Origin of the sequence: Burkholderia metallica (genome assembly GCF_001718555.1) — a bacterium.
Lineage (GTDB): Bacteria > Pseudomonadota > Gammaproteobacteria > Burkholderiales > Burkholderiaceae > Burkholderia > Burkholderia metallica.
In genome coordinates this window covers 906,947-926,988 of the sequence record NZ_CP013403.1, presented here as the reverse complement: position 1 = coordinate 926,988, position 20,042 = coordinate 906,947, and the positions used below count along the sequence as shown (strand labels likewise).

Annotated in this window: 20 protein-coding genes; 3 read left to right on the top strand and 17 right to left on the bottom strand. The window is 66.2% G+C overall.

The annotated features are described in order from the left end of the window. Positions 1 to 49: 49 nt before the first annotated feature. Entirely contained in the window at positions 50 to 1,294 is a 1,245-nt protein-coding gene (flgE, locus tag WJ16_RS23905; protein WP_069259529.1) for a flagellar hook protein FlgE, read from the top strand. Positions 1,295 to 1,398: 104 nt separating this feature from the next. Here the strand turns inward: flgE and asd are convergent, their stop codons facing one another. From asd to WJ16_RS23870, 7 genes are all read right to left on the bottom strand, one after another. Beyond that, the gene (gene asd / locus WJ16_RS23900) at positions 1,399 to 2,520 is read right to left on the bottom strand and encodes an aspartate-semialdehyde dehydrogenase (protein WP_069259528.1); all 1,122 of its coding nucleotides are present in this window, start codon (positions 2,518 to 2,520) and stop codon (positions 1,399 to 1,401) included. Positions 2,521 to 2,819: 299 nt separating this feature from the next. Beyond that, complete coding sequence (gene leuB, locus WJ16_RS23895; RefSeq protein WP_069259527.1) at positions 2,820 to 3,887, bottom strand: 3-isopropylmalate dehydrogenase; 1,068 nt, start codon at positions 3,885 to 3,887, stop codon at positions 2,820 to 2,822. Between the two features lie 79 nt (positions 3,888 to 3,966). Beyond that, entirely contained in the window at positions 3,967 to 4,617 is a 651-nt protein-coding gene (gene leuD, locus WJ16_RS23890) for a 3-isopropylmalate dehydratase small subunit (RefSeq protein ID WP_069259526.1), read from the bottom strand. Positions 4,618 to 4,684: 67 nt separating this feature from the next. Then, entirely contained in the window at positions 4,685 to 4,831 is a 147-nt protein-coding gene (locus WJ16_RS23885) for an entericidin A/B family lipoprotein (RefSeq protein ID WP_069259525.1), read from the bottom strand. 3 nt (positions 4,832 to 4,834) lie between these two features. Further along, positions 4,835 to 6,244, bottom strand: a complete 1,410-nt coding sequence (gene leuC / locus WJ16_RS23880; RefSeq protein WP_069259524.1) for a 3-isopropylmalate dehydratase large subunit — start codon at positions 6,242 to 6,244, stop codon at positions 4,835 to 4,837. A 233-nt stretch (positions 6,245 to 6,477) separates the two neighbouring features. Continuing rightward, on the bottom strand, positions 6,478 to 7,233 hold the full coding sequence (locus tag WJ16_RS23875) for a Tat pathway signal protein (protein ID WP_069259523.1): 756 nt from the start codon (positions 7,231 to 7,233) through the stop codon (positions 6,478 to 6,480). 32 nt (positions 7,234 to 7,265) lie between these two features. Continuing rightward, a complete protein-coding gene (locus WJ16_RS23870) occupies positions 7,266 to 8,087 on the bottom strand; it encodes a hypothetical protein (protein WP_069259522.1) in 822 nt (273 codons plus the stop codon). Between the two features lie 474 nt (positions 8,088 to 8,561). On the opposite strand from WJ16_RS23870, the gene WJ16_RS23865 reads away from it, so the two are divergent. Next, complete coding sequence (locus WJ16_RS23865) at positions 8,562 to 9,287, top strand: glutathione S-transferase (RefSeq protein WP_069259521.1); 726 nt, start codon at positions 8,562 to 8,564, stop codon at positions 9,285 to 9,287. A gap of 100 nt (positions 9,288 to 9,387) precedes the next feature. Here WJ16_RS23865 and WJ16_RS23860 read toward each other — a convergent pair whose 3' ends face one another. The 5 genes from WJ16_RS23860 to WJ16_RS23840 all read right to left on the bottom strand — a co-directional run bounded on the left by WJ16_RS23860 (position 9,388) and on the right by WJ16_RS23840 (position 14,304). Further along, positions 9,388 to 10,920 carry an amino acid permease gene (locus WJ16_RS23860; RefSeq protein WP_069259520.1) on the bottom strand — a complete coding sequence of 511 codons (1,533 nt, stop codon included), beginning with the start codon at positions 10,918 to 10,920 and terminating at the stop codon, positions 9,388 to 9,390. Between the two features lie 102 nt (positions 10,921 to 11,022). After that, positions 11,023 to 11,487, bottom strand: coding sequence for an Lrp/AsnC family transcriptional regulator (locus tag WJ16_RS23855; RefSeq protein WP_069259519.1), 465 nt, complete (start codon positions 11,485 to 11,487; stop codon positions 11,023 to 11,025). A 98-nt stretch (positions 11,488 to 11,585) separates the two neighbouring features. Further along, on the bottom strand, positions 11,586 to 12,344 hold the full coding sequence (locus WJ16_RS23850) for a dimethylarginine dimethylaminohydrolase family protein (RefSeq protein ID WP_069261111.1): 759 nt from the start codon (positions 12,342 to 12,344) through the stop codon (positions 11,586 to 11,588). 209 nt (positions 12,345 to 12,553) lie between these two features. Further along, on the bottom strand, positions 12,554 to 13,804 hold the full coding sequence (locus WJ16_RS23845; RefSeq protein ID WP_069259518.1) for a DUF1479 domain-containing protein: 1,251 nt from the start codon (positions 13,802 to 13,804) through the stop codon (positions 12,554 to 12,556). A 110-nt stretch (positions 13,805 to 13,914) separates the two neighbouring features. Further along, positions 13,915 to 14,304: a VOC family protein gene (locus WJ16_RS23840; protein ID WP_069259517.1), complete on the bottom strand. Its 390-nt coding sequence runs from the start codon at positions 14,302 to 14,304 to the stop codon at positions 13,915 to 13,917. A 72-nt stretch (positions 14,305 to 14,376) separates the two neighbouring features. Here WJ16_RS23840 and WJ16_RS23835 point away from each other — a divergent pair, with 72 nt between their 5' ends. Next, positions 14,377 to 15,354 carry a helix-turn-helix domain-containing protein gene (locus tag WJ16_RS23835; protein ID WP_069261110.1) on the top strand — a complete coding sequence of 326 codons (978 nt, stop codon included), beginning with the start codon at positions 14,377 to 14,379 and terminating at the stop codon, positions 15,352 to 15,354. 91 nt (positions 15,355 to 15,445) lie between these two features. Here the strand turns inward: WJ16_RS23835 and gltA are convergent, their stop codons facing one another. From gltA to sdhD, 5 genes are all read right to left on the bottom strand, one after another. After that, positions 15,446 to 16,747, bottom strand: a complete 1,302-nt coding sequence (gltA, locus tag WJ16_RS23830) for a citrate synthase (RefSeq protein WP_039358262.1) — start codon at positions 16,745 to 16,747, stop codon at positions 15,446 to 15,448. A 66-nt stretch (positions 16,748 to 16,813) separates the two neighbouring features. Continuing rightward, a complete protein-coding gene (locus WJ16_RS23825) occupies positions 16,814 to 17,086 on the bottom strand; it encodes an FAD assembly factor SdhE (RefSeq protein ID WP_011355742.1) in 273 nt (90 codons plus the stop codon). Positions 17,087 to 17,170: 84 nt separating this feature from the next. After that, entirely contained in the window at positions 17,171 to 17,872 is a 702-nt protein-coding gene (locus WJ16_RS23820; protein ID WP_069259516.1) for a succinate dehydrogenase iron-sulfur subunit, read from the bottom strand. A 21-nt stretch (positions 17,873 to 17,893) separates the two neighbouring features. Continuing rightward, positions 17,894 to 19,669 (bottom strand): succinate dehydrogenase flavoprotein subunit, encoded by a 1,776-nt coding sequence (gene sdhA / locus WJ16_RS23815; protein WP_069259515.1) that lies wholly within the window; start codon positions 19,667 to 19,669, stop codon positions 17,894 to 17,896. Positions 19,670 to 19,672: 3 nt separating this feature from the next. Continuing rightward, the gene (sdhD, locus tag WJ16_RS23810; protein WP_011355745.1) at positions 19,673 to 20,041 is read right to left on the bottom strand and encodes a succinate dehydrogenase, hydrophobic membrane anchor protein; all 369 of its coding nucleotides are present in this window, start codon (positions 20,039 to 20,041) and stop codon (positions 19,673 to 19,675) included. Between the last annotated feature and the right edge of the window lies 1 nt (position 20,042).

Below are 20,042 nucleotides of genomic sequence, written 5' to 3'. Positions count from 1 at the left end.
CGCAGTCGCACGACTGCATTTACTCACCAGCTCGTTACGGGGATCGAACATGGGCTATCAACAGGGCTTGAGCGGGTTGGCCGGCGCGGCGAACCATCTCGACGTGATCGGCAACAACATCGCGAATGCCAACACGGTCGGCTTCAAGCAGGGCCGCGCGAACTTCGCGGACATGTACGCGAATTCGGTCGCGACGTCGACCAACACGCAGATCGGCATCGGCACGCGGCTCACGTCGGTGCAGCAGCAATTCGGCCAGGGAACGATCAACACCACGAAGTCGTCGCTCGACATCGCGATCAACGGCAACGGCTTCTTCCAGATGTCGAACAACGGCGTGACGACGTACTCGCGTGACGGCGTATTCCACCGCGACAAGAGCGGCGCGATCGTCGACGCGCAAAACCGCAACCTGATGGGCTATGCGGCAGGCCCCGGCGGCGTGATCAACACCGCGGCGACCGTGCCGCTACAGGCGCCGACCAGCAACATCGCGCCGCAGGCGACGACGAAGATCACCGGCCAGTTCAACCTGAACTCGCAGGACAAGGTGCCGGCCAAGACGCCGTTCAACGCGGGCGACAACACCACGTACAACTACAACTCGTCGATCCAGGTGTACGACACGCTCGGCGGCGCGCAACAGGTGTCGATGTACTTCACGAAGAACGCGGCGGGCAGCTGGCAGGCGTACGCCGGCGTGCAGGGCCAGACGCCGACGAATCTCGGCACCGTCACGTTCGACGCCTCGGGCCGGATCAGCTCGACCACGTCGGCCGCCACCGGCCAGCCGACGCCGAGCGTCGGCCAGTTCGCGTTCTCGATCCCCAACGCATCGGGCGGCGCCAATCCGCAGAACCTGACGCTCGACCTGAGCGGCACGACGCAGTTCGGCGGGAAAAGCGGCGTGAACAATCTCGCGCAGGACGGCTTCGCGAGCGGCACGCTGACGACGTTCTCGATCGGCACCGACGGCAAGCTGACCGGCAATTACTCGAACGGCCAGAGCACGGTGCTCGGCCTGATCGCGCTCGCGAACTTCAACAACCCGAACGGGCTCGAGAACATCGGCGGCAACCAGTACGTGGAAACCGCCGCGTCGGGCGTGCCGCAGATCTCCGCGCCGGGCAGCACGAACCACGGCACGCTGCAGGGCAGCGCGCTGGAAAACTCGAACGTCGACCTGACGACCGAGCTCGTGAATCTGATCAAGGCACAGCGCGATTACCAGGCGAACGCGCAGACGATCAAGACCCAGCAGACCGTCGACCAGACGCTCCTGAACATGCGCTGACCCGCGCATGAAAAACGCGCCGCGCCGGCCTCGATATCGTCAAGGCCGGCGCGGCGCGCAGTCTGGTGCAACGCGGCCCGCGGAGCGCGGGCCGGAAGCGGGCTTTACTTGTCGAGCAGGATGCGCAGCATGCGGCGCAGCGGCTCGGCCGCGCCCCACAGCAGCTGGTCGCCGACCGTGAACGCCGACAGGTATTCACCGCCCATCGCGAGCTTGCGCAGGCGGCCGACCGGCACCGTCAGCGTGCCCGTGACGTTCGCCGGCGACAGGTCGCGCATCGACGCTTCACGCTCGTTCGGCACGACCTTCACCCAGTCGTTCGCCGACGCGAGGATGCCGTTGATCTCGTCGAGCGGCACGTCCTTGTTCAGCTTGATCGTCAGCGCCTGCGAGTGGCAGCGCATCGCGCCGATCCGCACGCACAGGCCGTCGACCGGAATCGAACCCGGCTCGCCCATGGCCGGCTTGCCGAGGATCTTGTTGGTTTCCGCGCCGCCCTTCCACTCTTCCTTCGACATCCCGTTGCCGAGATCCTTGTCGATCCACGGGATCAGCGAGCCGGCGAGCGGCACGCCGAAGTTGCTCGTCGGCATCGCATCGCTGTTCATCGCGGCCAGCACGCGGCGGTCGATGTCGAGGATCGCGGAAGCCGGATCGGCGAGCTGCGCCTGAACCGCGCCGTTCAGCGTGCCCATCTGCGACAGCAGTTCGCGCATGTTCTGCGCGCCCGCGCCCGACGCGGCCTGGTAGGTCATCGCCGTCATCCAGTCGACGAGGTTCTCGCGGAACAGGCCGCCGAGCGCCATCAGCATCAGGCTGACCGTACAGTTGCCGCCGATGAAGTTCTTCGTGCCCTTGACGAGCGCGTCCTTGATCACGTCGAGGTTGACCGGATCGAGGATGATGACCGCGTCGTCCTTCATCCGCAGCGACGATGCCGCGTCGATCCAGTAGCCGTTCCAGCCGGCCGCGCGCAGCTTCGGGAACACGTCGTTCGTGTAGTCGCCGCCCTGGCACGTGATGATCACGTCGCACTTCTTCAGCTCGTCGACGTTGGTCGCGTCCTTGAGCGTAGTCTCGTTTTTCGCGAACGACGGCGCTTTGCCGCCCGTGTTGCTGGTGCTGAAAAACACCGGTTCGATCAGGTCGAAATCGCCCTCTTCCTGCATGCGCTGCATCAGGACGCTGCCGACCATGCCGCGCCAACCTACGAGACCTACGTTCATGACTAACCCTTTGATGGAGCTTCCCCGCCATTTCCGTCCCCGCTGTGACCGCGCGGGGAAAAAGGCGGGCACGACGGACGATCAGCGTTTAATGATCGTTTTCGTGGTAATGGTTTTCGTGATGACGATGGCGCGCGCACCCGCACGGGCAGTGTTGCCGTGGAGTTTCAAGACCGGGGAGATCAGGGATTTAAGCGCCATCGTTCGAGTCTACACAAAGCCGGTGGCCCGCACAACGACCAACCGCACGCGAACCGGCCGATTTCGCGGCCTGTTCGCGCCCTTTCTACATGCTTGCGTTACAGCGCCGCGACCACCGCGTCGCCCATCGCCGTCGTACCGACCTGCCGGCAGCCCGGCGTCGCGATGTCGCCCGTCCGATAGCCCTGTTCGAGCACCGTTTTGACCGCGCGCTCGATGCGATCGGCCTGCTCCGCGCGATTCAGCGAGTAGCGCAGCATCATCGCGGCCGACAGGATCGTCGCGAGCGGATTCGCGATGCCCTTGCCCGCGATGTCCGGCGCCGAACCGTGCGACGGCTCGTACAGGCCCTTGTTGTTCTTGTCGAGCGACGCCGACGGCAGCATGCCGATCGAGCCCGTCAGCATCGACGCTTCATCCGACAGGATGTCGCCGAACATGTTGCCGGTGACGATCACGTCGAACTGCTTCGGCGCCTTCGCGAGCTGCATCGCCGCGTTGTCGACGTACATGTGCGACAGCTCGACGTCCGCGTATTCCTTCGACACGTCGATCATGATGTCGCGCCAGAACTGCGACGTTTCGAGCACGTTCGCCTTGTCGACCGACAGCAGTTTCTTCGCGCGCTTGCGCGCTGCCTGGAACGCGACGTGCGCGATGCGGCGCACTTCCGGTTCCGAATAGCGCATCGTGTCGAAGCCTTCGCGTTCGCCCGCGAACAGGCCGTCCGGTGCCGCGCGCACGCCGCGCGGCTGGCCGAAGTAGATGTCGCCGTTCAGCTCGCGCACGATCAGGATGTCGAGGCCCGCGACCAGCTCGGGCTTCAGCGGCGACGCATCGACGAGTTGCGGATAGCAGATCGCCGGGCGGAAGTTCGCGAACAGCTCCAGATGCTTGCGCAGCCCGAGGATCGCCTGTTCGGGGCGCAGCGCGCGCTCGAGCGAGTCGTACTTCCAGTCGCCGACCGCGCCGAACAGGATCGCGTCCGCGGCCTTCGCGAGCGCGAGCGTCGCGTCGGGCAGAGGATGGCCGCTCGCCTCGTAGCCCGCGCCGCCGACCGGCGCCTGTTCGAGTTCGAACTTCTCGTCGAGTGCGTTCAGCACCTTCACCGCTTCATTGACGATTTCCGGACCGATGCCGTCGCCGGGCAGCACTGCAATCTTCATGCGAAATTCCTGACTGGGTAGGTTTTTATGGAGGCAGGCCGGCGAACGCGCCGCCGGCGCGCCCGCCCGAAAGGGGACTTCAGCCGACCAGCTTGGTGTTGAGCCACGGCTGCTTCACGAGGCGCTCGGCCTCGAACTGGCGGATCTTGTCCGCGTGGCGCAGCGTGAGGCCGATATCGTCGAAACCGTTCAGCAGGCAGTACTTCCGGAACGCGGTGATCTCGAACGGATACGTGCGGCCGTCGCCCGTGCGCACGACCTGCGCGTCGAGGTCGACCGTCACCTCGAAGCCGTTGAACGCGACCGTCTCGTTGAACAGGTGATCGACCTGCTGCTCGGTCAGCACGATCGGCAGCAGGCCGTTCTTGAAGCAGTTGTTGAAGAAGATGTCAGCGAAGCTCGGCGCGATGATCGCGCGAAAGCCGTACTGCTGCAGCGCCCACGGCGCATGCTCGCGCGAGCTGCCGCAGCCGAAGTTCTTGCGCGCGAGCAGCACCGACGCACCCTGGTAGCGGGGCTGGTTCAGCACGAAGTCCGGATTCAGCGGACGCTTCGAGTTGTCCTGGCCCGGCTCGCCGTGATCGAGGTAGCGCCATTCGTCGAACGCGTTCGGACCGAAGCCCGTGCGCTTGATCGACTTCAGGAACTGCTTCGGAATGATCGCGTCGGTGTCGACGTTCTCGCGATCGAGCGGCGCCACGACGCCGGTATGTACAGTGAATTTTTCCATGATCCGTCTATCCGGTTGAAGGGCCGGCACGCGGCCGGCACACATCGACAAATTCTCGGTGGCGGTGTCAGTCCGCGGCGCGCTTGAGCGCGCTGCCGGCGGCGTTGACGTCCTCGCCGAAGCCGCGGACGGTGTTGCAGCCCGCGAGGCCGAAGCCCAGCCCCGCCAGCGCCAGCGCGGCAACCAGCCGCGCAATGACCTTCGATGCCGTCACGCGTTACCCCAACTGGCGAATGTCGACGAAATGACCTTCGATCGCCGCGGCCGCCGCCATCGCGGGGCTCACGAGGTGCGTGCGACCGCCCGCGCCCTGACGGCCTTCGAAGTTGCGGTTCGACGTCGACGCGCAGCGCTCGCCCGGTTCGAGCCGGTCGGCGTTCATCGCGAGGCACATCGAGCAGCCCGGCTCGCGCCATTCGAAGCCGGCGTCCGTGAACACCTTGTCGAGCCCTTCGCGCTCGGCCTGCGCCTTCACGAGACCCGAGCCCGGCACGACCATCGCGAGCCGCACGTTCGATGCCACGCGGCGGTTCAGCTTCTTCACGACGTACGCAGCCGCGCGGATGTCTTCGATTCGCGCGTTCGTGCACGAGCCGATGAAGATCTTGTCGACCTTGATCGATTCGATCGGCGTGTTCGGCTCGAGCGCCATGTAGGCCAGCGCGCGCTCCATCGCGTCGCGCTTGACCGGATCCTTCTCGCGCTCGGGATCGGGCACGCGGCCGTCGATCGACGTGACCATTTCCGGCGACGTGCCCCACGTGACCTGCGGGACGATCTCGGCCGCGTTCAGCTCGACCACGCGGTCGAACTGCGCGCCGTCGTCCGACTTGAACTGGCGCCAGTATTCGACGGCCTGATCCCATTCCGCGCCGGTCGGCACGAACGGGCGACCCTTCAGGTAATCGATCGTCGTGTCGTCCACCGCGACCATGCCCGCGCGCGCGCCGGCCTCGATCGCCATGTTGCAGACGGTCATGCGCCCTTCCATCGACAGCGCGCGGATCGTCGAGCCGCCGAATTCGATCGCGTAGCCCGTGCCGCCGGCCGTGCCGATCTTGCCGATGATCGCGAGCACAATGTCCTTCGCGGTACAGCCGCGCGGCAGTGCGCCGTCGACCTTCACGAGCATGTTCTTGCTCTTCTTCTGCAGCAGGGTTTGCGTGGCGAGCACGTGCTCGACTTCCGACGTGCCGATGCCGTGCGCGAGCGCGCCGAACGCGCCGTGCGTCGACGTATGCGAATCGCCGCACACGATCGTCATGCCCGGCAGCGTCGCGCCCTGCTCCGGCCCGATGATGTGGACGATGCCCTGGCGCACGTCGTTCATCTTGAACTGCGTGATGCCGAACGCGTCGCAATTTGCGTCGAGCGTGTCGACCTGCAGCTTCGAGACGGGATCGGCAATGCCGTGGCTGCGATCGGTGGTCGGCACGTTGTGGTCCGACACGGCCAGGTTCGCGCTGATGCGCCATACCGGACGCTGCGCCATCTTCAGCCCTTCGAATGCCTGCGGGCTCGTGACTTCATGCAGCAGCTGACGGTCGATGTAAAGCAGCGTCGTGCCGTCTTCCTCGGTGTGGACCACGTGGGTGTTCCACAGTTTGTCGTAGAGAGTCTGTGCCATGGGTATGCGGGGTCGTTGTGACTACAAGCCTTGCGGATGCGGTCGATTATGCCACGCAGAACGCGTCGCGGCGCAGGCCGCGCGCGAAAAAACCCATTAAAAACAGTGGTTTGGCTGGTAGTGCCAATACCTGTATCGGCATTACCCGGCAAACGGGGCACGCATGATCCGGGCGGCGGCGAGCGTGAAAACGCGCCGCCCGCAGCGCGCTCGCCGCACGCGGACCCGCGGGCCTAGCCGTTCGGATATTCGCGATTGATCAGGTCGAGCCGCAGCATCGCGAGCTGCATGCCGGCGTTGCTCATCAGGTAAAGATCGCGCCGCCGCATCGCCGGCTGCTGCGCCGATGCATCGTATGCGTCCGGCAGCGACAGTCCGGCCGGCACCGCCGCCTGCATCCCCGCCGCATTCGACACGCGCACGGCGATCGATGCCTGGTCCCGATGCGTGACGACGCCGACCTTGCCGAGCGCCGCGGCCGAGCCGGCCTGCCTGACGATCGCGGCGGCCACGCCGTCGGGCGTGGGGATCGGGCTGCCGGCAACCGGGGCCGGGGTCGCGATCGACGTCACGCCGGCCGTCAGCCCGTACTTCGATGCGAGCGCGCTCGCGACTTCCTGCTGCGCGAAGATCGGCACCGAAACCTTCTGTCGAAGCTGGAACACGGCGTCGGCGATCGCCTCGCTCATGGGGCCCGGCACCGGCGTGGTGCCGGATGCGGCGCGAGCGCCGAAGCTGAACGCGACGATCGTGCCGATGCCGGCAGCGTCGACGGCGGGCGGCGTCCACGAGAAAAACGTGTCGAGCAGGTAGCCGGTCTCGTCGGCGGCGGCCGTCCGGTCGTTCAGCTCGTGCGTCAGCTTGCCGAGCATCTGGCGCTGCAGTTCCGCATCGGAGGCGGGGGCGTCGCTCGCGAAAGCGGGCGCAGCGGCGGCGCACGATGCGGCGAACAATGAAGTGGAGGCCAGGAAATGGCGGCGGTTCGTCATGGTCACGGGATTCGAATGAGAAACGGAAGGCATCAGCCCTTCGGGAACGCCTGCATCGTCGCGGTCATCGCGCGCGTCAGCATCTGCGCGTACATGTCGTGCACGAGATAGAGGCTGCGGTTGCGCGTCCACGGCTGGCCCGATTGCGGGTCGTACGTCGTCGGCAGGGGCACCTCTGCCACCGCCGCCGCCTGCATGCCCGCCTGCTGCGAGGTCTGGATGCAGCGCTTCGCATGATCGCGATGGCCGACCACCGCGACGGTGCCCATCGCCGTCGCGCCGCCCGCGCGGGACACGGCCACGGCCGCGACGCCCGCGGTGCTCAGGTACACGATCGAGCCATCGTTCGCGACCACCGGCTCGATCGACGACAGCACGTCGGTGCCCATCCCGTATTTCGACACGAGAAAGCGCGCGATCTCCCACTGCGCGTAGACCTTGACGGGCTTCAACTGGCGGATGCGGTACACGGCGTCCGCGAGCGCCTCGTTGACGGGTCCGGGATCGGGCAGCGCGGACTGGTTGCCGCCGGTGCTCGACGTATTGCCGCTCGCCGCATTCGGGCGATTGCCGAAGCTGTACGCGACGATTGCGCCGATCTGCGCGGCCGGCACCGTCGGGAGAGACCATGCGAAGCCGACGTCGGTCAGCGCGGGCATGATCGCACTGACCGTCGCCGCATCGCCGAGCTGGGCGTTCAGCTTCGCGGACATCTGTGCGGCCAGCGCCGCATCGGTGACGGGGGCCGACGCGACGTCGTCGCCACCGCATGCGCTCAGCAGCGGTGCCGCGGCCATCGCGGGCGCGGCAGCAAGGAATTTTCTACGCAAGGAAGCCGACGGGTTCAGATTCATGAGAAATACGAAACGATGCGAGCGACGCCGGCAGCCGGCCACGGCGTTGCAAATCGCGGGTTCACGGGAAATAACGACCGGGCGCGTCGAGCGGTCGGGCGAGGAGTCGCAGCGTCGACGCTCGAATCGAATCGCTGCGCATCGGTCGATTGACGCAGCGGGATAGTAGTGGGCGTTTGTTAAATCGCGGTGAACCCGTCGATCGAAATCCGACGACCGTCACGCCGTTTCATCGATGGACGAATGCGTTTCATCCATGGCGAGCGTGTGCCGTCGTCGTTTCATCGGCTTCTCCGACGACTTCTCGACCTGGGTGTTCTTCTACGGCCCCGAAGGCGGCGAGCGCAACGCATAGCGCGCGGCACTTTTCCTGCCATCGCCTAGACTGTTTAATCGCAGCGGGCGGCGCGCGACGCGCGGCCGCCCGGTCGTCACGATGCCGGCGCAAGCCGGTTCAACGAACGGGAACACGGCATGCAATACGAACTGTATTACTGGCCCGAGATCCAGGGCCGTGGCGAGTACGTGCGGCTAGCGCTCGAAGCGGCCGAAGCCGACTATGTCGACGTCGCGCGTGAATCGGGGCGCGGGATGGGTGTGCCGGCCATGATGCGGATGATGGACGGCACGAAGGCGGAATGCGTACCGTTCGCGCCGCCGTTCCTGAAGGCCGGCGATCTGGTCGTCGGGCAGACCGCGAACATCCTGCTGTTTCTCGGCGCGCGGCTCGGGCTCGCGCCCGACGACGAAGCCGGCCGGCTGTGGGTGCACCAGCTTCAGCTGACCATCGCCGATTTCGTCACCGAGATCCACGACACGCACCATCCGATCGCAAGCTGCCTCTACTACGAAGACCAGAAAGCGGAAGCCGCCGAGCGCGCCGCCGATTTTCTCGAAAACCGGCTGCCGAAATTCCTCGGCTATTTCGAACGTGTACTCGACCAGAATCCGCACAAGAGCGGCTACCTCGCCGGCAATGCCCTCAGCTACGCGGACCTGTCGACGTTCCAGCTGATCGAGGGCCTGCGCTACGCGTTTCCGAAAGCGATGAAGCGCGCGGAGCGAAAGATCGCGGGGCTCGTCGCGCTGCACGACCGCGTCGCGCTGCATCCGCCGGTCGCGCACTATCTCGAGTCGGAACGCCGCATCCCGTTCAACGACATGGGCATTTTCCGGCACTATCCGGAGCTGGACAAATAACGCCGGTACGGCCGCCGCATCGCTTCATGCGCGGCGGCCGCATCGGCACCGGCCGCTCGATACGCGCCGGCGCCCGTTCCGCGCGCTCGGTGCCGGGCCGTCAGCGCGGCTGCCCGTGCTGCGTGGCCGCTGCATCGACGGCTTCGACGGAACGCGTCAGCCACGGCCCGATGTCCATCTCGTCGTAGCGCACGAGCCGGCTCTTGCGCGCCCGGCGATACGCCCACCAGATCGCGACGAACAGCGGAATCCATACGTAGATCGACAGCACTTCCATCCAGTCGATGCGGGCCGCGAAGAACGCCTGGTAATCCTGTCCGAGCGAGATCACGATGCAGATCGCGATCGCGAACAGCGGCCCGAACGGGAACCATTTCGCGCGGTACGGCAGTTGCTCGAGCCGGTAGCCCTGCTTCAGAAATCCCTTGCGGAACCGGTAATGGCAAACCGCGATGCCGAGCCACGCGATGAAGCCCGTGATGCCGACCGTATTCAGCAGCCACAGATAGATGCTCTGGTTGTTGGTCAGCGACGTGAGGAAGCACAGCCCGCCGACGGCCATCGTCGCATACAGCGCATTGCGCGGCACGCCGCCCGGCGACAGCGTCGCGAACATCGCCGGCGCGCGCCCTTCCGCCGCGAGGTTGTACAGCATCCGCGTGGCCGCGTAGGTGCCGGAATTGCCGGCCGACAACACAGCCGTCAGGATCACGAGATTCATTGCGCCGGCCGCAAGCCGGAAACCCGCGTGGCTGAACACCAGCGTGAACGGACTCACGCCGATGTCGGTCACGTCGCTCTTCAGCAGGTTCGGGTCCGTGTACGGCACCAGCAGGCCGATCACGAAGATCGCGAACACGTAGAACAGCATGATCCGCCAGAAGATCTGCTTCACCGCGCGCGGGATCGTCTTGCGCGGGTTTTCGGATTCGCCGGCCGTGATCCCGACCAGCTCGGTGCCGAGAAACGAGAAGCCCGCGATCAGCGCGACGCTCATCATCGCGTGCACGCCGCCGACGAACGGCGCGTCGCCCGTCGTGAAGTTGCGCAAACCGACCGGATGCCCGTTGCCGATCAGGCCGGCCGCGATCAGCAGCCCGGCCGCGATGAACGCGACGACGGTGACGACCTTGATCAGCGAGAACCAGTATTCCGACTCGCCGAAGCCGCGCACCGACAGCGTATTCAGCAGGAAGATCAGCACGAGGAAACCGGCGCCCCACCAGATGCCGGGCACGGCCGGAAACCAGTAGCGCATCACGATCTGCGCGGCGACCAGCTCGATCGCGATCGTCACGGCCCAGCTGTACCAGTAGGTCCAGCCGAGCGCGACGCCGAAGCCCTCGTCGACGTATTTCTCGCCGTAGATCGCGAACGAGCCCGACACCGGCATCAGCGCGGCCATTTCACCGAGGCCCGTGACGACGAAATAGACCATCAGCCCGATCGCGATATACGCGGCGATCGCCCCGCCCGGCCCCGCCTGCGCGACCGACGCGCCCGACGCGACGAACAGCCCCGTGCCGATCGAGCCGCCGATCGCGATCATCGCGATGTGACGCCCCTGCAGGCGGCGCTTCAGCGTCGTTCCGGACGGTGCGGCCGTCTCCGCTGCAGCTTGCAAAGCATCCATAGTGTTCACCCTGATTGGATTCGAGCCCGGCGATTTGATTCGGAATGCAAATCGTCTGGCCCGGTCATTCGCGTTGAAGCCGGCCCTTCCCGGCCGGCCGCGTCACACGACGCTGCGCTTGATCGCCTGCAGTTCGGCCGTCGTCACGATCCTCTCGATCCGGAACCGCGGGCTTTCCAGCCACACGTTCGCGATCCGCCGGTACTCGTCGAGATCCTCGCATGCGAGCCGCACGAGAAAATCGAACGTGCCGCTGACGAGCCAGCAATCGAGCACGGCCGGATTCGCCCGCATTTCGTCCTCGAACGGCGCCTGCGAACGCCCGTGGTCGGCCAGCGTGATCTGCGCGATCACGACGATCGGCTTGGTCGCGCGCGGCGCGTTGATCACCGCGCGGTAGCCTTCGATCACGCCGAGCGCCTCGAGCCGCTCCACGCGCGCCTGGCACGGCCGCGGCGTGAGGTTCACGAGTTCCGACAGCTTCCGGTACGAAATCCGCCCGTCGGTGCGCAGGATGTCGAGGATCCGGATATCGATCTTGTCGAGCTGCATCTTCTTGTCGGTCATCCGCGTTCGCTCCGGTCGGGTCGTGGCTGGTGCGCGGAACGCCTGCCGTTCCGCGCGGGGGCCACATTATCCGGCCGAAGCGCCCGCGCACCAATCGGCTAGAACCGCAGCGACAGGCAGGTCAGGCCGCCGTCCATCTTGCGGAACTCGCTCGTGTCGATCACGTGCAGCGGCATGCCGAGCGACGCGATCGCGTCGTGCACGCGCGGATAACCGGCCGGCGTGATCAGCGTGCCGTTCACGCGCAGCGTGTTGCCCGCGTATTCGTCGGCGGCCGAAATCGCGATCCGGCGGTAGTCGGCGAACGCCGGATGCGCGGCGAGCGCTTCGGTCACGAGCAGCGTGTCGTCGCCGAGCGCGTTGACGACCGACTTGAGATGCAGGCCGGCGCCCACCGGCACCGCGACGACCGAATAGCCGTAGCGCGACACCAGCGATTCGAACGCGGCGATGCCTTCGGCGTCGGTACGGCCCGTCAGGCCGATGTAGAAGCGCTTGCCGACCTGCATCACGTCGCCGCCGTCGAGACGGCCGCCCTGCATCGGCAGCAGGTCGCGATGCGCGGCGAGCGCCGCTTCGATGTGCGCCGTCTCGCCGCGCCGCGCGGGCGCGCCGGGCCGCGTGATCACCGCGAATTCCGGCGTCACGACCGCGGTGTCCTCGACGAAGTGCGAATCGGGGAACGCGTCCAGCGGCGGCAGTTCGGTCAGCGCAACGCCGAGCGTGCGCAGCGCGTCGCAGTAGGCGTGGAACTGGGTGAGCGTCTTGTCGTAGTCGGGCGCACCGAGGTCGGCGGTGGTCAGGCCCGCGCCGCAGGACGGCGCGGGACGGCGAACGATCGCTTGCGTGAATTGCATCGACTCCTCCATGGTCAGCGCCGCGCCCGTGCCGTGCACGGGGCGGCTGCGTTGTGTCCGGACCATTATCGGAAGCCAATTTCCGCAATTCGCGTCGATTTCCGCTGCGCCCGCAGCCGATTGCGTCGAATTGCGCATGGCGCGCAGCGGATTCGGCACACGGCCGTTCGTCGCAGGGCGAACGGCCGTGCGCGCATGCGGGATGCCGGCTACGCGCCCGGCGCGAACCCCAGCTGCGAACGGCCGAGCGCCGTGAGATCGCCCTCCGCGCCGCGCCCGTCGAATTCGACCTCGAAATGATCGGCAGGGAAATCGGGCGGGCTCTCGCCGCGCAAGAACGCGGCCCGCTGGCGCCGCAGGTACGCGTCGTTCTTCGCACAACCGGGTGCGGCCGCGATGTACATCACGTTGCTGTCGCCCTTGCCGCGATGCGCATCCTCGACCGCATGCACGACGTCGCCGTGCCAGAACACCGCATCGCCCGGCTCCATGTGCGGGATCGGCACCAGCGCGTCGAGCAGCAGCGCGTGCCATTCGGGCCGGATCGACAGCGCACGGCCCGGGCGCGCGCCGCACAGGTCGTCGTCGGCGACGTCGTCCTGCAGCGCGCGCAACACGACGTAGGCCATCGCGTTCGCGACCGGGATCAGTTGCAGCGTGCCGTCGCCGGGCCCCTGCGGCGTCAGCGCGGTCCAGCCCTGGAAGGTGCGGAACATCGAGCACACGGCCGGCGACGGAATCTCCTCGACGTCGGGACGGAACGCCGCATCGAACGGGTCGTAATCGCGCCAGCGGCCGGCCAGCACGTGACGGTAGACCTGACGAAAATTCGCACCGAGCCAGCGCTCGACCGAGCCGCCGTCGACGTGCGGCGACAGTCCGAGCGACGTCGAACCGGGCGGCCGGCGGCGGATCCGGTCCGCATACGCCGGCACCTGGTCGGGATCGAAGTGCGTGCGCACGCCGTCCGCATGCCGCCACAGACGGTTCAGGAACACGCGTGCTTGCGTCAGCGCCGGCGACTGGCGCGCGGCCACCTGCGGCTTCGACCAGTAGACGCCGTAGATCTGCGGCTTGCCCGACGCGAGGTTGCCGAAATAGCGATCCTCGGCGCGCGCATCGAGCCGCTCGGCGAAGCGGTTCGCATCCAGGTACGCGCCGATCTCGTCGTTCCAGTCGCGCGCCTGCCGCGCGTCGAACACGCCGCGGATCACGACCGCGCCATGCGTGCGGATCGCGGCAATCGCGTGCGGATCGACGGTCCCGCTGGCGATCGCCGCGAACGGCACCACCGGGATCACGTCATGGCCGTACGCGTGCGCGCGCCGGATCGCGTCGACCTGCCGCGCGATGTCGCCTTCCAGTTCCCGGAACGTGGCCGCGTAAGCAGGCAGGTCGGCGCGCAGCGCGCTTTTCGCGTCGCGAATCGCGGCGGGCAGGTCGTCAATCGTCAGTTGCATCGTGGTCTCCTCGCGGACAGGTGTCGTGATGTGCCGTCAGCGTACGACCGGCGCCCACCCGCGAGTACCCCTATCCGGCCAACTATCGATACAATCCTGACAACCGTGCATCACTCGGCGCGATGGCAGACCACGCACAGCTTGTTGCCGTCCGGATCGCGGAAATAGGCGCCGTAGTAGTCGCGGTGATAGTCCGGCCGCAGGCCCGGCGGCCCTTCGCAGGTGCCGCCGTGACGCAGCGCGAGCGCGTGGCAGCGATCGACGTGCGCGCGCGTCGGCGCGGCGAACGCGATCGTATGGCCGTTGCCCGGCTCGGGCGCGCGGCCGTCGAGCGGCCGGCCGAAGAAGAACAGCGGCCGGTCGGCGTCGGCCGGCATCCAGCCCGACCAGCCGTCCGGTTCGCGGAATTTCAGACGCAGCCCGAGTTCCGCGAACAGCGGCGCGTAGAAATCGTAGGCGCGCGAGGTGTCAGTCACACCCACGCAAACATGTGAAAACATGGCATCGCTCCGTCGTGACGATCGCTCACGATCATGCCACGGCGCGATGCCGGCCCTCGCCCGGAGGCCGCGATGAAACCGCAGTACGAGCACGTGACGTTCGCCCCAGGCAGTTCGATCCGCGTGTACCACCGCCAGCTCGCGCGCATCCCGTTCGAATGGCATCGCCATCCCGAATACGAACTGACGCTGACGCTCAACAGCCGCGGCCGTCGTTTCATCGGCGATCACGTCGCGCATTACGCGGACGACGACCTGGTGCTCGTGCCGCCCAACCTGCCGCATACCTGGGCGTCGAACGCCCGCATCGATCCCGATGCGCCCGAAGTCGCGCTCGTCATCTGGTTCGACGGCGACTGGGTGCGCCGGCTGGCCGACTGTTGCCCAGAATACGCGCCGCTGCGCTCGCTGCTGCGGCGTGCCGCGCCGGGCCTGCGCTTCGACGCGGATGCGGCCCGCGCGATGCGGGCGCGGCTGCCGCAGTTGCTCGATCCGTCGCCGCGCACCCGGCTCGCGGCCGCGCTCGACACGCTCGCCGATCTCGCGGAAGCCGGCGGCGAACCGCTCGCCACCGCGCACGCTTACGACCGCGCCGACGGCGCGGCACCGCCCGCCGACACGGCCGCGCCCGAAGCCGAGCGCCTCGACCGCGTGCTCGACGCGATCGACCGGCACTTCCACGAACCGCTGCGCGTCGACGCGCTCGCCGCCGCCGCGCACATGTCCGAACGCACGCTGCAGCGCCTGTTCGTCCGGCATCTCGGTGAAAGCGTCGGACGCTACGTGCAGCGGCTGCGGCTCGCACATGCGTGCCGCCATCTCGTCGGCACCGACTGGCCGATCGCGACCGTGGCCGCGCGCTGCGGCATTCCGAATGCCGCGAACTTCAACCGCCAGTTCCTCGCCGCCCGCGGGATGACGCCGGGCGCCTACCGGCAGTGCTTCGCGCAGCACGGGCGCGCGCCCGACGACGACACGCCCGCACTCGACACACGCCCGCCGTCGCTGGAGCGCCGCGCCGTGACGGACGAGCCGCGGCCGCACAAATGAAAACACCCCGACGGGGTGACCCGTCGGGGTGTCGTGACGTTGCGTTTCGCCAGACGCGAGCGGCCTGCCGGCCGTTCGCGCCGCGCACGACTTAACGTGCGTCGAGCGGCTTCGCTTCGCGCGGCGTATCGCCGATGAACAGCTGGCGCGGACGGCCGATCTTCTGCTCCGGATCGCCGATCATTTCGTTCCACTGGGCGATCCAGCCGACCGTACGTGCCATCGCGAAGATACACGTGAACATCGACGTCGGGATGCCCAGCGCGCGCTGGACGATGCCCGAGTAGAAGTCGACGTTCGGGTACAGCTTGCGCGACACGAAGTATTCGTCTTCCAGCGCGATCTTCTCGAGCTGCATCGCGAGCTTGAACAGCGGGTCGTCGTGCAGGCCCAGTTCGTTCAGCACTTCGTAGCACGTTTCGCGCATCAGCTTCGCACGCGGGTCGTAGTTCTTGTACACGCGGTGACCGAAGCCCATCAGCTTCACGCCCGAATTCTTGTCCTTCACCTGCTTGATGAATTCGGGGATGTTGTCCGGCGAACCGATCTGCTCGAGCATGTTCAGCGCGGCTTCGTTCGCACCACCGTGCGCCGGGCCCCACAGACAGGCGATACCGGCCGCGATACATGCGAACGGGTTCGCGCCCGACGAGCCGGCGAGGCGCACGGTCGACGTCGATGCGTTCTGCTCGTGATCGGCGTGCAGGATCAGGATGCGGTCGAGTGCGCGGACGAGCACGTCGTTGACCTTGTACTCTTCGCACGGGTTCGAGAACATCATGTGCATGAAGTTCGCGCTGTACGACAGCGAGTTCTTCGGATACACGAACGGCTGACCGATGCTGTACTTGTATGCCATCGCGACGAGCGTCGGCAGCTTCGCGATCATGCGGATCGCCGACACTTCGCGGTGACGCGGATCGTTGATGTCGAGCGAGTCGTGATAGAACGCCGACAGCGCGCCGACTGCGGCGACCAGGATCGCCATCGGGTGCGCGTCGCGACGGAAGCCACGGAAGAAGAAGTGCATCTGCTCGTGCACCATCGTGTGCTTCGTGACGGTGTCGACGAATTCCTTCTTCTGCGCTGCGTTCGGCAGTTCACCCTTCAGCAGCAGGTAGCAGCTTTCGAGGAAGTCCGCGTTTTGCGCGAGGTTGTCGATCGGGTAGCCGCGGTACAGCAGCTCGCCCTTGTCGCCGTCGATGTACGTGATCGCCGAATTGCAAGCTGCCGTCGACATGAAGCCCGGGTCGTACGTGAACTTGCCGGTCTGGCCGTACAGCTTGCGGATGTCGATCACGTCCGGGCCCATCGTGCCCTTGTAGATCGGCAGTTCGACGCTCGGCGAGTTGTCGCTGAACGATAGCGTGGCTTTAACATCAGACGGAGTCATGGCACATCCTCAATCGAAATAAAGAAACGGGATTCGATAACGGGCACAGCGCGTTACACCTTGGCGTTACACGTTGCGCAGCATCTCCAACAGCCGGTGAATGTCCGGGCTGTCTAGGTCGCCTTCTGGTTCCTTGCGCGCGAGGAGCAAGTCCATCAGGTCGTTGTCGCTCAGATCGAGCAGGCGCGACAACGCGCCTACGTCTGCATCGGTGAGGTCATGCTCGTATCTGCTGAAGAAACGCTCGAAAATGATGTCGTTCTCCAGCAGACCCCGCCGCGCACGCCAGCGAAGGCGTGCGCGACGGTGCGGGTCGGATTGATGCGAATCGTCGCTCATCTCGCAGACTCCCGCAGGGCCGCCCCAAGGGTGTCGACACCCCCTCGGGGGGCAGCGAACGCAGTGAGCTTGGGGGTCGTCATATCAAACCGCGCGGCGAACCATCAGTTCCTTGATCTTGCCGATCGCCTTCGTCGGGTTCAGGCCCTTCGGGCAAACGTCGACGCAGTTCATGATCGTGTGGCAACGGAACAGACGGTACGGGTCTTCCAGGTTGTCGAGACGCTCGCCGGTAGCGGTGTCGCGGCTGTCCGCGATGAAGCGGTAAGCCTGCAGCAGACCGGCCGGGCCGACGAACTTGTCCGGGTTCCACCAGAAGCTCGGGCACGACGTCGAGCAGCTCGCGCACAGAATGCACTCGTACACGCCGTCGAGTTCGTCGCGTTCTTCCGGCGACTGGAGGCGTTCCTTCTCCGGCGGCGGCGCGTCGTTGATCAGATACGGCTTGATCGAGTGATACTGGTTGAAGAAGTGCGTCATGTCGACGATCAGGTCGCGCACGACGGGCAGGCCCGGCAGCGGACGCAGCACGATCTTCTGCGGCAGGTCGTTCAGGTTCGTCAGGCACGCGAGACCGTTCTTGCCGTTGATGTTCATCGCGTCCGAACCGCACACGCCTTCACGGCACGAGCGGCGGAACGACAGCGTCTCGTCCAGTGCCTTCAGCTTGACCAGTGCGTCGAGCAGCATGCGCTCATGCTGGATCTCGAGCTCGTACGTCTGCATGCGCGGCGCCACGTCCTTGTCCGGATCGTAGCGGTAGACTTCAAAAATGCGTTTTGCCATTTCGGATTCCTTTGACTCGGCTTAGAACGTGCGCGGCTTCGGCGGCACGGATTCGACCGTCAGCGGCTTCATTTGAACCGGCTTGTAGTCGAGGCGATCGCCTTCGCTGTACCACAGCGTGTGGCGCAGCCAGTTGTCGTCGTCGCGGTGTTCGTAGTCGCTGTGCGCGTGCGCGCCGCGGCTTTCCTTGCGTGCTTCCGCCGACACCATCGTGGCGCGGGCCACTTCGATCAGGTTCTCCAGCTCGAGCGCTTCGACGCGCGCGGTGTTGAACACCTTCGACTTGTCCTTCAGGTGGATGTTGTCCACGCGTGCCGCCAGGCCGGCCATCTGCTCGACGCCTTCCTTCAGCAGCGCCGACGTACGGAACACGCCCGCGTGCTTCTGCATCGTCGCGCGGATGTCGTTCGCGACGTCCTGCGTGTATTCGCCCGAGCTCGACTTGTCGAGCTTGTTCAGGCGCGCCAGCGAGAATTCGCCTGCGTCGGCCGGCAGCGGCTTGTGTTCCTTCTGGTTCTTCACGTGCTCGACGATGTGGTTGCCGGCCGCACGGCCGAACACCACGAGGTCCAGCAGCGAGTTCGTGCCGAGGCGGTTCGCGCCGTGCACGGACACGCACGAGCATTCGCCCACTGCGTAGAAGCCGTTGACCGGATCCTTGTGGCCGCGCGACGTGCCGACGACCTGACCGTGGATGTTGGTCGGGATGCCGCCCATCTGGTAGTGGATCGTCGGGACGACCGGGATCGGTTCCTTGATCGCGTCGACGTTCGCGAACTTCAGCGCGATTTCGCGGATCGACGGCAGACGCTTCATGATCGTCTCGGCGCCGATGTGCGACAGGTCGAGCAGCACGTGATCCTTGTTCGGACCGACGCCGCGACCTTCCTTGATTTCCTGGTCCATCGAACGCGAAACGAAGTCACGCGGCGCCAGGTCCTTCAGCGTCGGCGCGTAGCGCTCCATGAAACGCTCGCCGTTCGCGTTGCGCAGGATACCGCCTTCGCCGCGCACGCCTTCGGTGATCAGCACGCCCGCGCCGGCCACGCCGGTCGGGTGGAACTGCCAGAACTCCATGTCCTGCAGCGCGATGCCCGAACGCGCGGCCATGCCGAGGCCGTCGCCGGTGTTGATGAACGCGTTGGTCGATGCCGCGAAGATCCGGCCCGCGCCGCCCGTCGCGAACAGCGTGGTCTTGCCTTCCATGATGTAGACGTCGCCCGTCTCCATCTCGAGGGCCGTCACGCCGAGCACGTCGCCTTCCGCGTCGCGGATCAGGTCGAGCGCCATCCATTCGACGAAGAACTGCGTCTTCGCTTCGACGTTCTGCTGGTACAGCGTGTGCAGCAGCGCGTGACCGGTACGGTCGGCGGCCGCGCAAGCGCGCTGGACCGGCTTCTCGCCGTAGTTCGCGGTGTGGCCGCCGAACGGACGCTGGTAGATCGTGCCGTCCGCGTTGCGGTCGAACGGCATGCCGAAGTGCTCGAGTTCGTACACGACGTTCGGCGCTTCACGGCACATGAACTCGATCGCGTCCTGGTCGCCGAGCCAGTCGGAGCCCTTGATCGTGTCGTAGAAGTGGAAGTGCCAGTTGTCTTCGCTCATGTTGCCGAGCGACGCACCGATACCGCCCTGCGCGGCCACCGTGTGCGAGCGGGTCGGGAACACCTTCGACAGCACGCCGACCGACAGGCCCGCGCGCGACAGTTGCAGCGCCGCGCGCAAGCCGGAGCCGCCTGCGCCGACGATCACCACATCGAACTTGCGGCGCGGGAGGTTAGTTTTGATTGCAGCCATTCTTTACACTCTCCAGAGAATCTGCGCGGCATAGCCCGCACATGCGAGCAGCCAGACGATGGTCAGCGATTGCAGCAGCAGGCGCACACCGACGGGCTTCACGTAGTCCATCCAGATGTCGCGCACGCCGACCCATGCGTGGTAGAAGAGGGAAAGCAGCATCACGAAGGTCGCGAGCTTCATCCATTGCGCGGCGAAGATCGAGGCCCAGCCTTCGTACGAGAAGTCGTGTGCGCCGAAGAACAGGACGAGCAGAATGACCGTGTAGACCGCCATGATCGTGGCGGTGATGCGCTGCGCAAGCCAGTCGCGCAAGCCGTAGTGTGCGCCGACGACGAGGCGCTTCGAGCCGATTCGGTTGTTGGCTGCCATT

Bases quoted from the DNA above. Each gene is read 5' to 3' on its own strand.
- flgE (WP_069259529.1), top strand. From the start codon at position 50: ATGGGCTATCAACAGGGCTTGAGCGGGTTGGCCGGCGCGGCGAACCAT.
- asd (WP_069259528.1), bottom strand. From the start codon at position 2,520: ATGAACGTAGGTCTCGTAGGTTGGCGCGGCATGGTCGGCAGCGTCCTG.
- leuB (WP_069259527.1), bottom strand. From the start codon at position 3,887: ATGAAGATTGCAGTGCTGCCCGGCGACGGCATCGGTCCGGAAATCGTC.
- leuD (WP_069259526.1), bottom strand. From the start codon at position 4,617: ATGGAAAAATTCACTGTACATACCGGCGTCGTGGCGCCGCTCGATCGC.
- leuC (WP_069259524.1), bottom strand. From the start codon at position 6,244: ATGGCACAGACTCTCTACGACAAACTGTGGAACACCCACGTGGTCCAC.
- WJ16_RS23875 (WP_069259523.1), bottom strand. From the start codon at position 7,233: ATGACGAACCGCCGCCATTTCCTGGCCTCCACTTCATTGTTCGCCGCA.
- WJ16_RS23870 (WP_069259522.1), bottom strand. From the start codon at position 8,087: ATGAATCTGAACCCGTCGGCTTCCTTGCGTAGAAAATTCCTTGCTGCC.
- WJ16_RS23865 (WP_069259521.1), top strand. From the start codon at position 8,562: ATGCAATACGAACTGTATTACTGGCCCGAGATCCAGGGCCGTGGCGAG.
- WJ16_RS23860 (WP_069259520.1), bottom strand. From the start codon at position 10,920: ATGGATGCTTTGCAAGCTGCAGCGGAGACGGCCGCACCGTCCGGAACG.
- WJ16_RS23855 (WP_069259519.1), bottom strand. From the start codon at position 11,487: ATGACCGACAAGAAGATGCAGCTCGACAAGATCGATATCCGGATCCTC.
- WJ16_RS23850 (WP_069261111.1), bottom strand. From the start codon at position 12,344: ATGCAATTCACGCAAGCGATCGTTCGCCGTCCCGCGCCGTCCTGCGGC.
- WJ16_RS23845 (WP_069259518.1), bottom strand. From the start codon at position 13,804: ATGCAACTGACGATTGACGACCTGCCCGCCGCGATTCGCGACGCGAAA.
- WJ16_RS23840 (WP_069259517.1), bottom strand. From the start codon at position 14,304: ATGTTTTCACATGTTTGCGTGGGTGTGACTGACACCTCGCGCGCCTAC.
- WJ16_RS23835 (WP_069261110.1), top strand. From the start codon at position 14,377: ATGAAACCGCAGTACGAGCACGTGACGTTCGCCCCAGGCAGTTCGATC.
- gltA (WP_039358262.1), bottom strand. From the start codon at position 16,747: ATGACTCCGTCTGATGTTAAAGCCACGCTATCGTTCAGCGACAACTCG.
- WJ16_RS23825 (WP_011355742.1), bottom strand. From the start codon at position 17,086: ATGAGCGACGATTCGCATCAATCCGACCCGCACCGTCGCGCACGCCTT.
- WJ16_RS23820 (WP_069259516.1), bottom strand. From the start codon at position 17,872: ATGGCAAAACGCATTTTTGAAGTCTACCGCTACGATCCGGACAAGGAC.
- sdhA (WP_069259515.1), bottom strand. From the start codon at position 19,669: ATGGCTGCAATCAAAACTAACCTCCCGCGCCGCAAGTTCGATGTGGTG.
- sdhD (WP_011355745.1), bottom strand. From the start codon at position 20,041: ATGGCAGCCAACAACCGAATCGGCTCGAAGCGCCTCGTCGTCGGCGCA.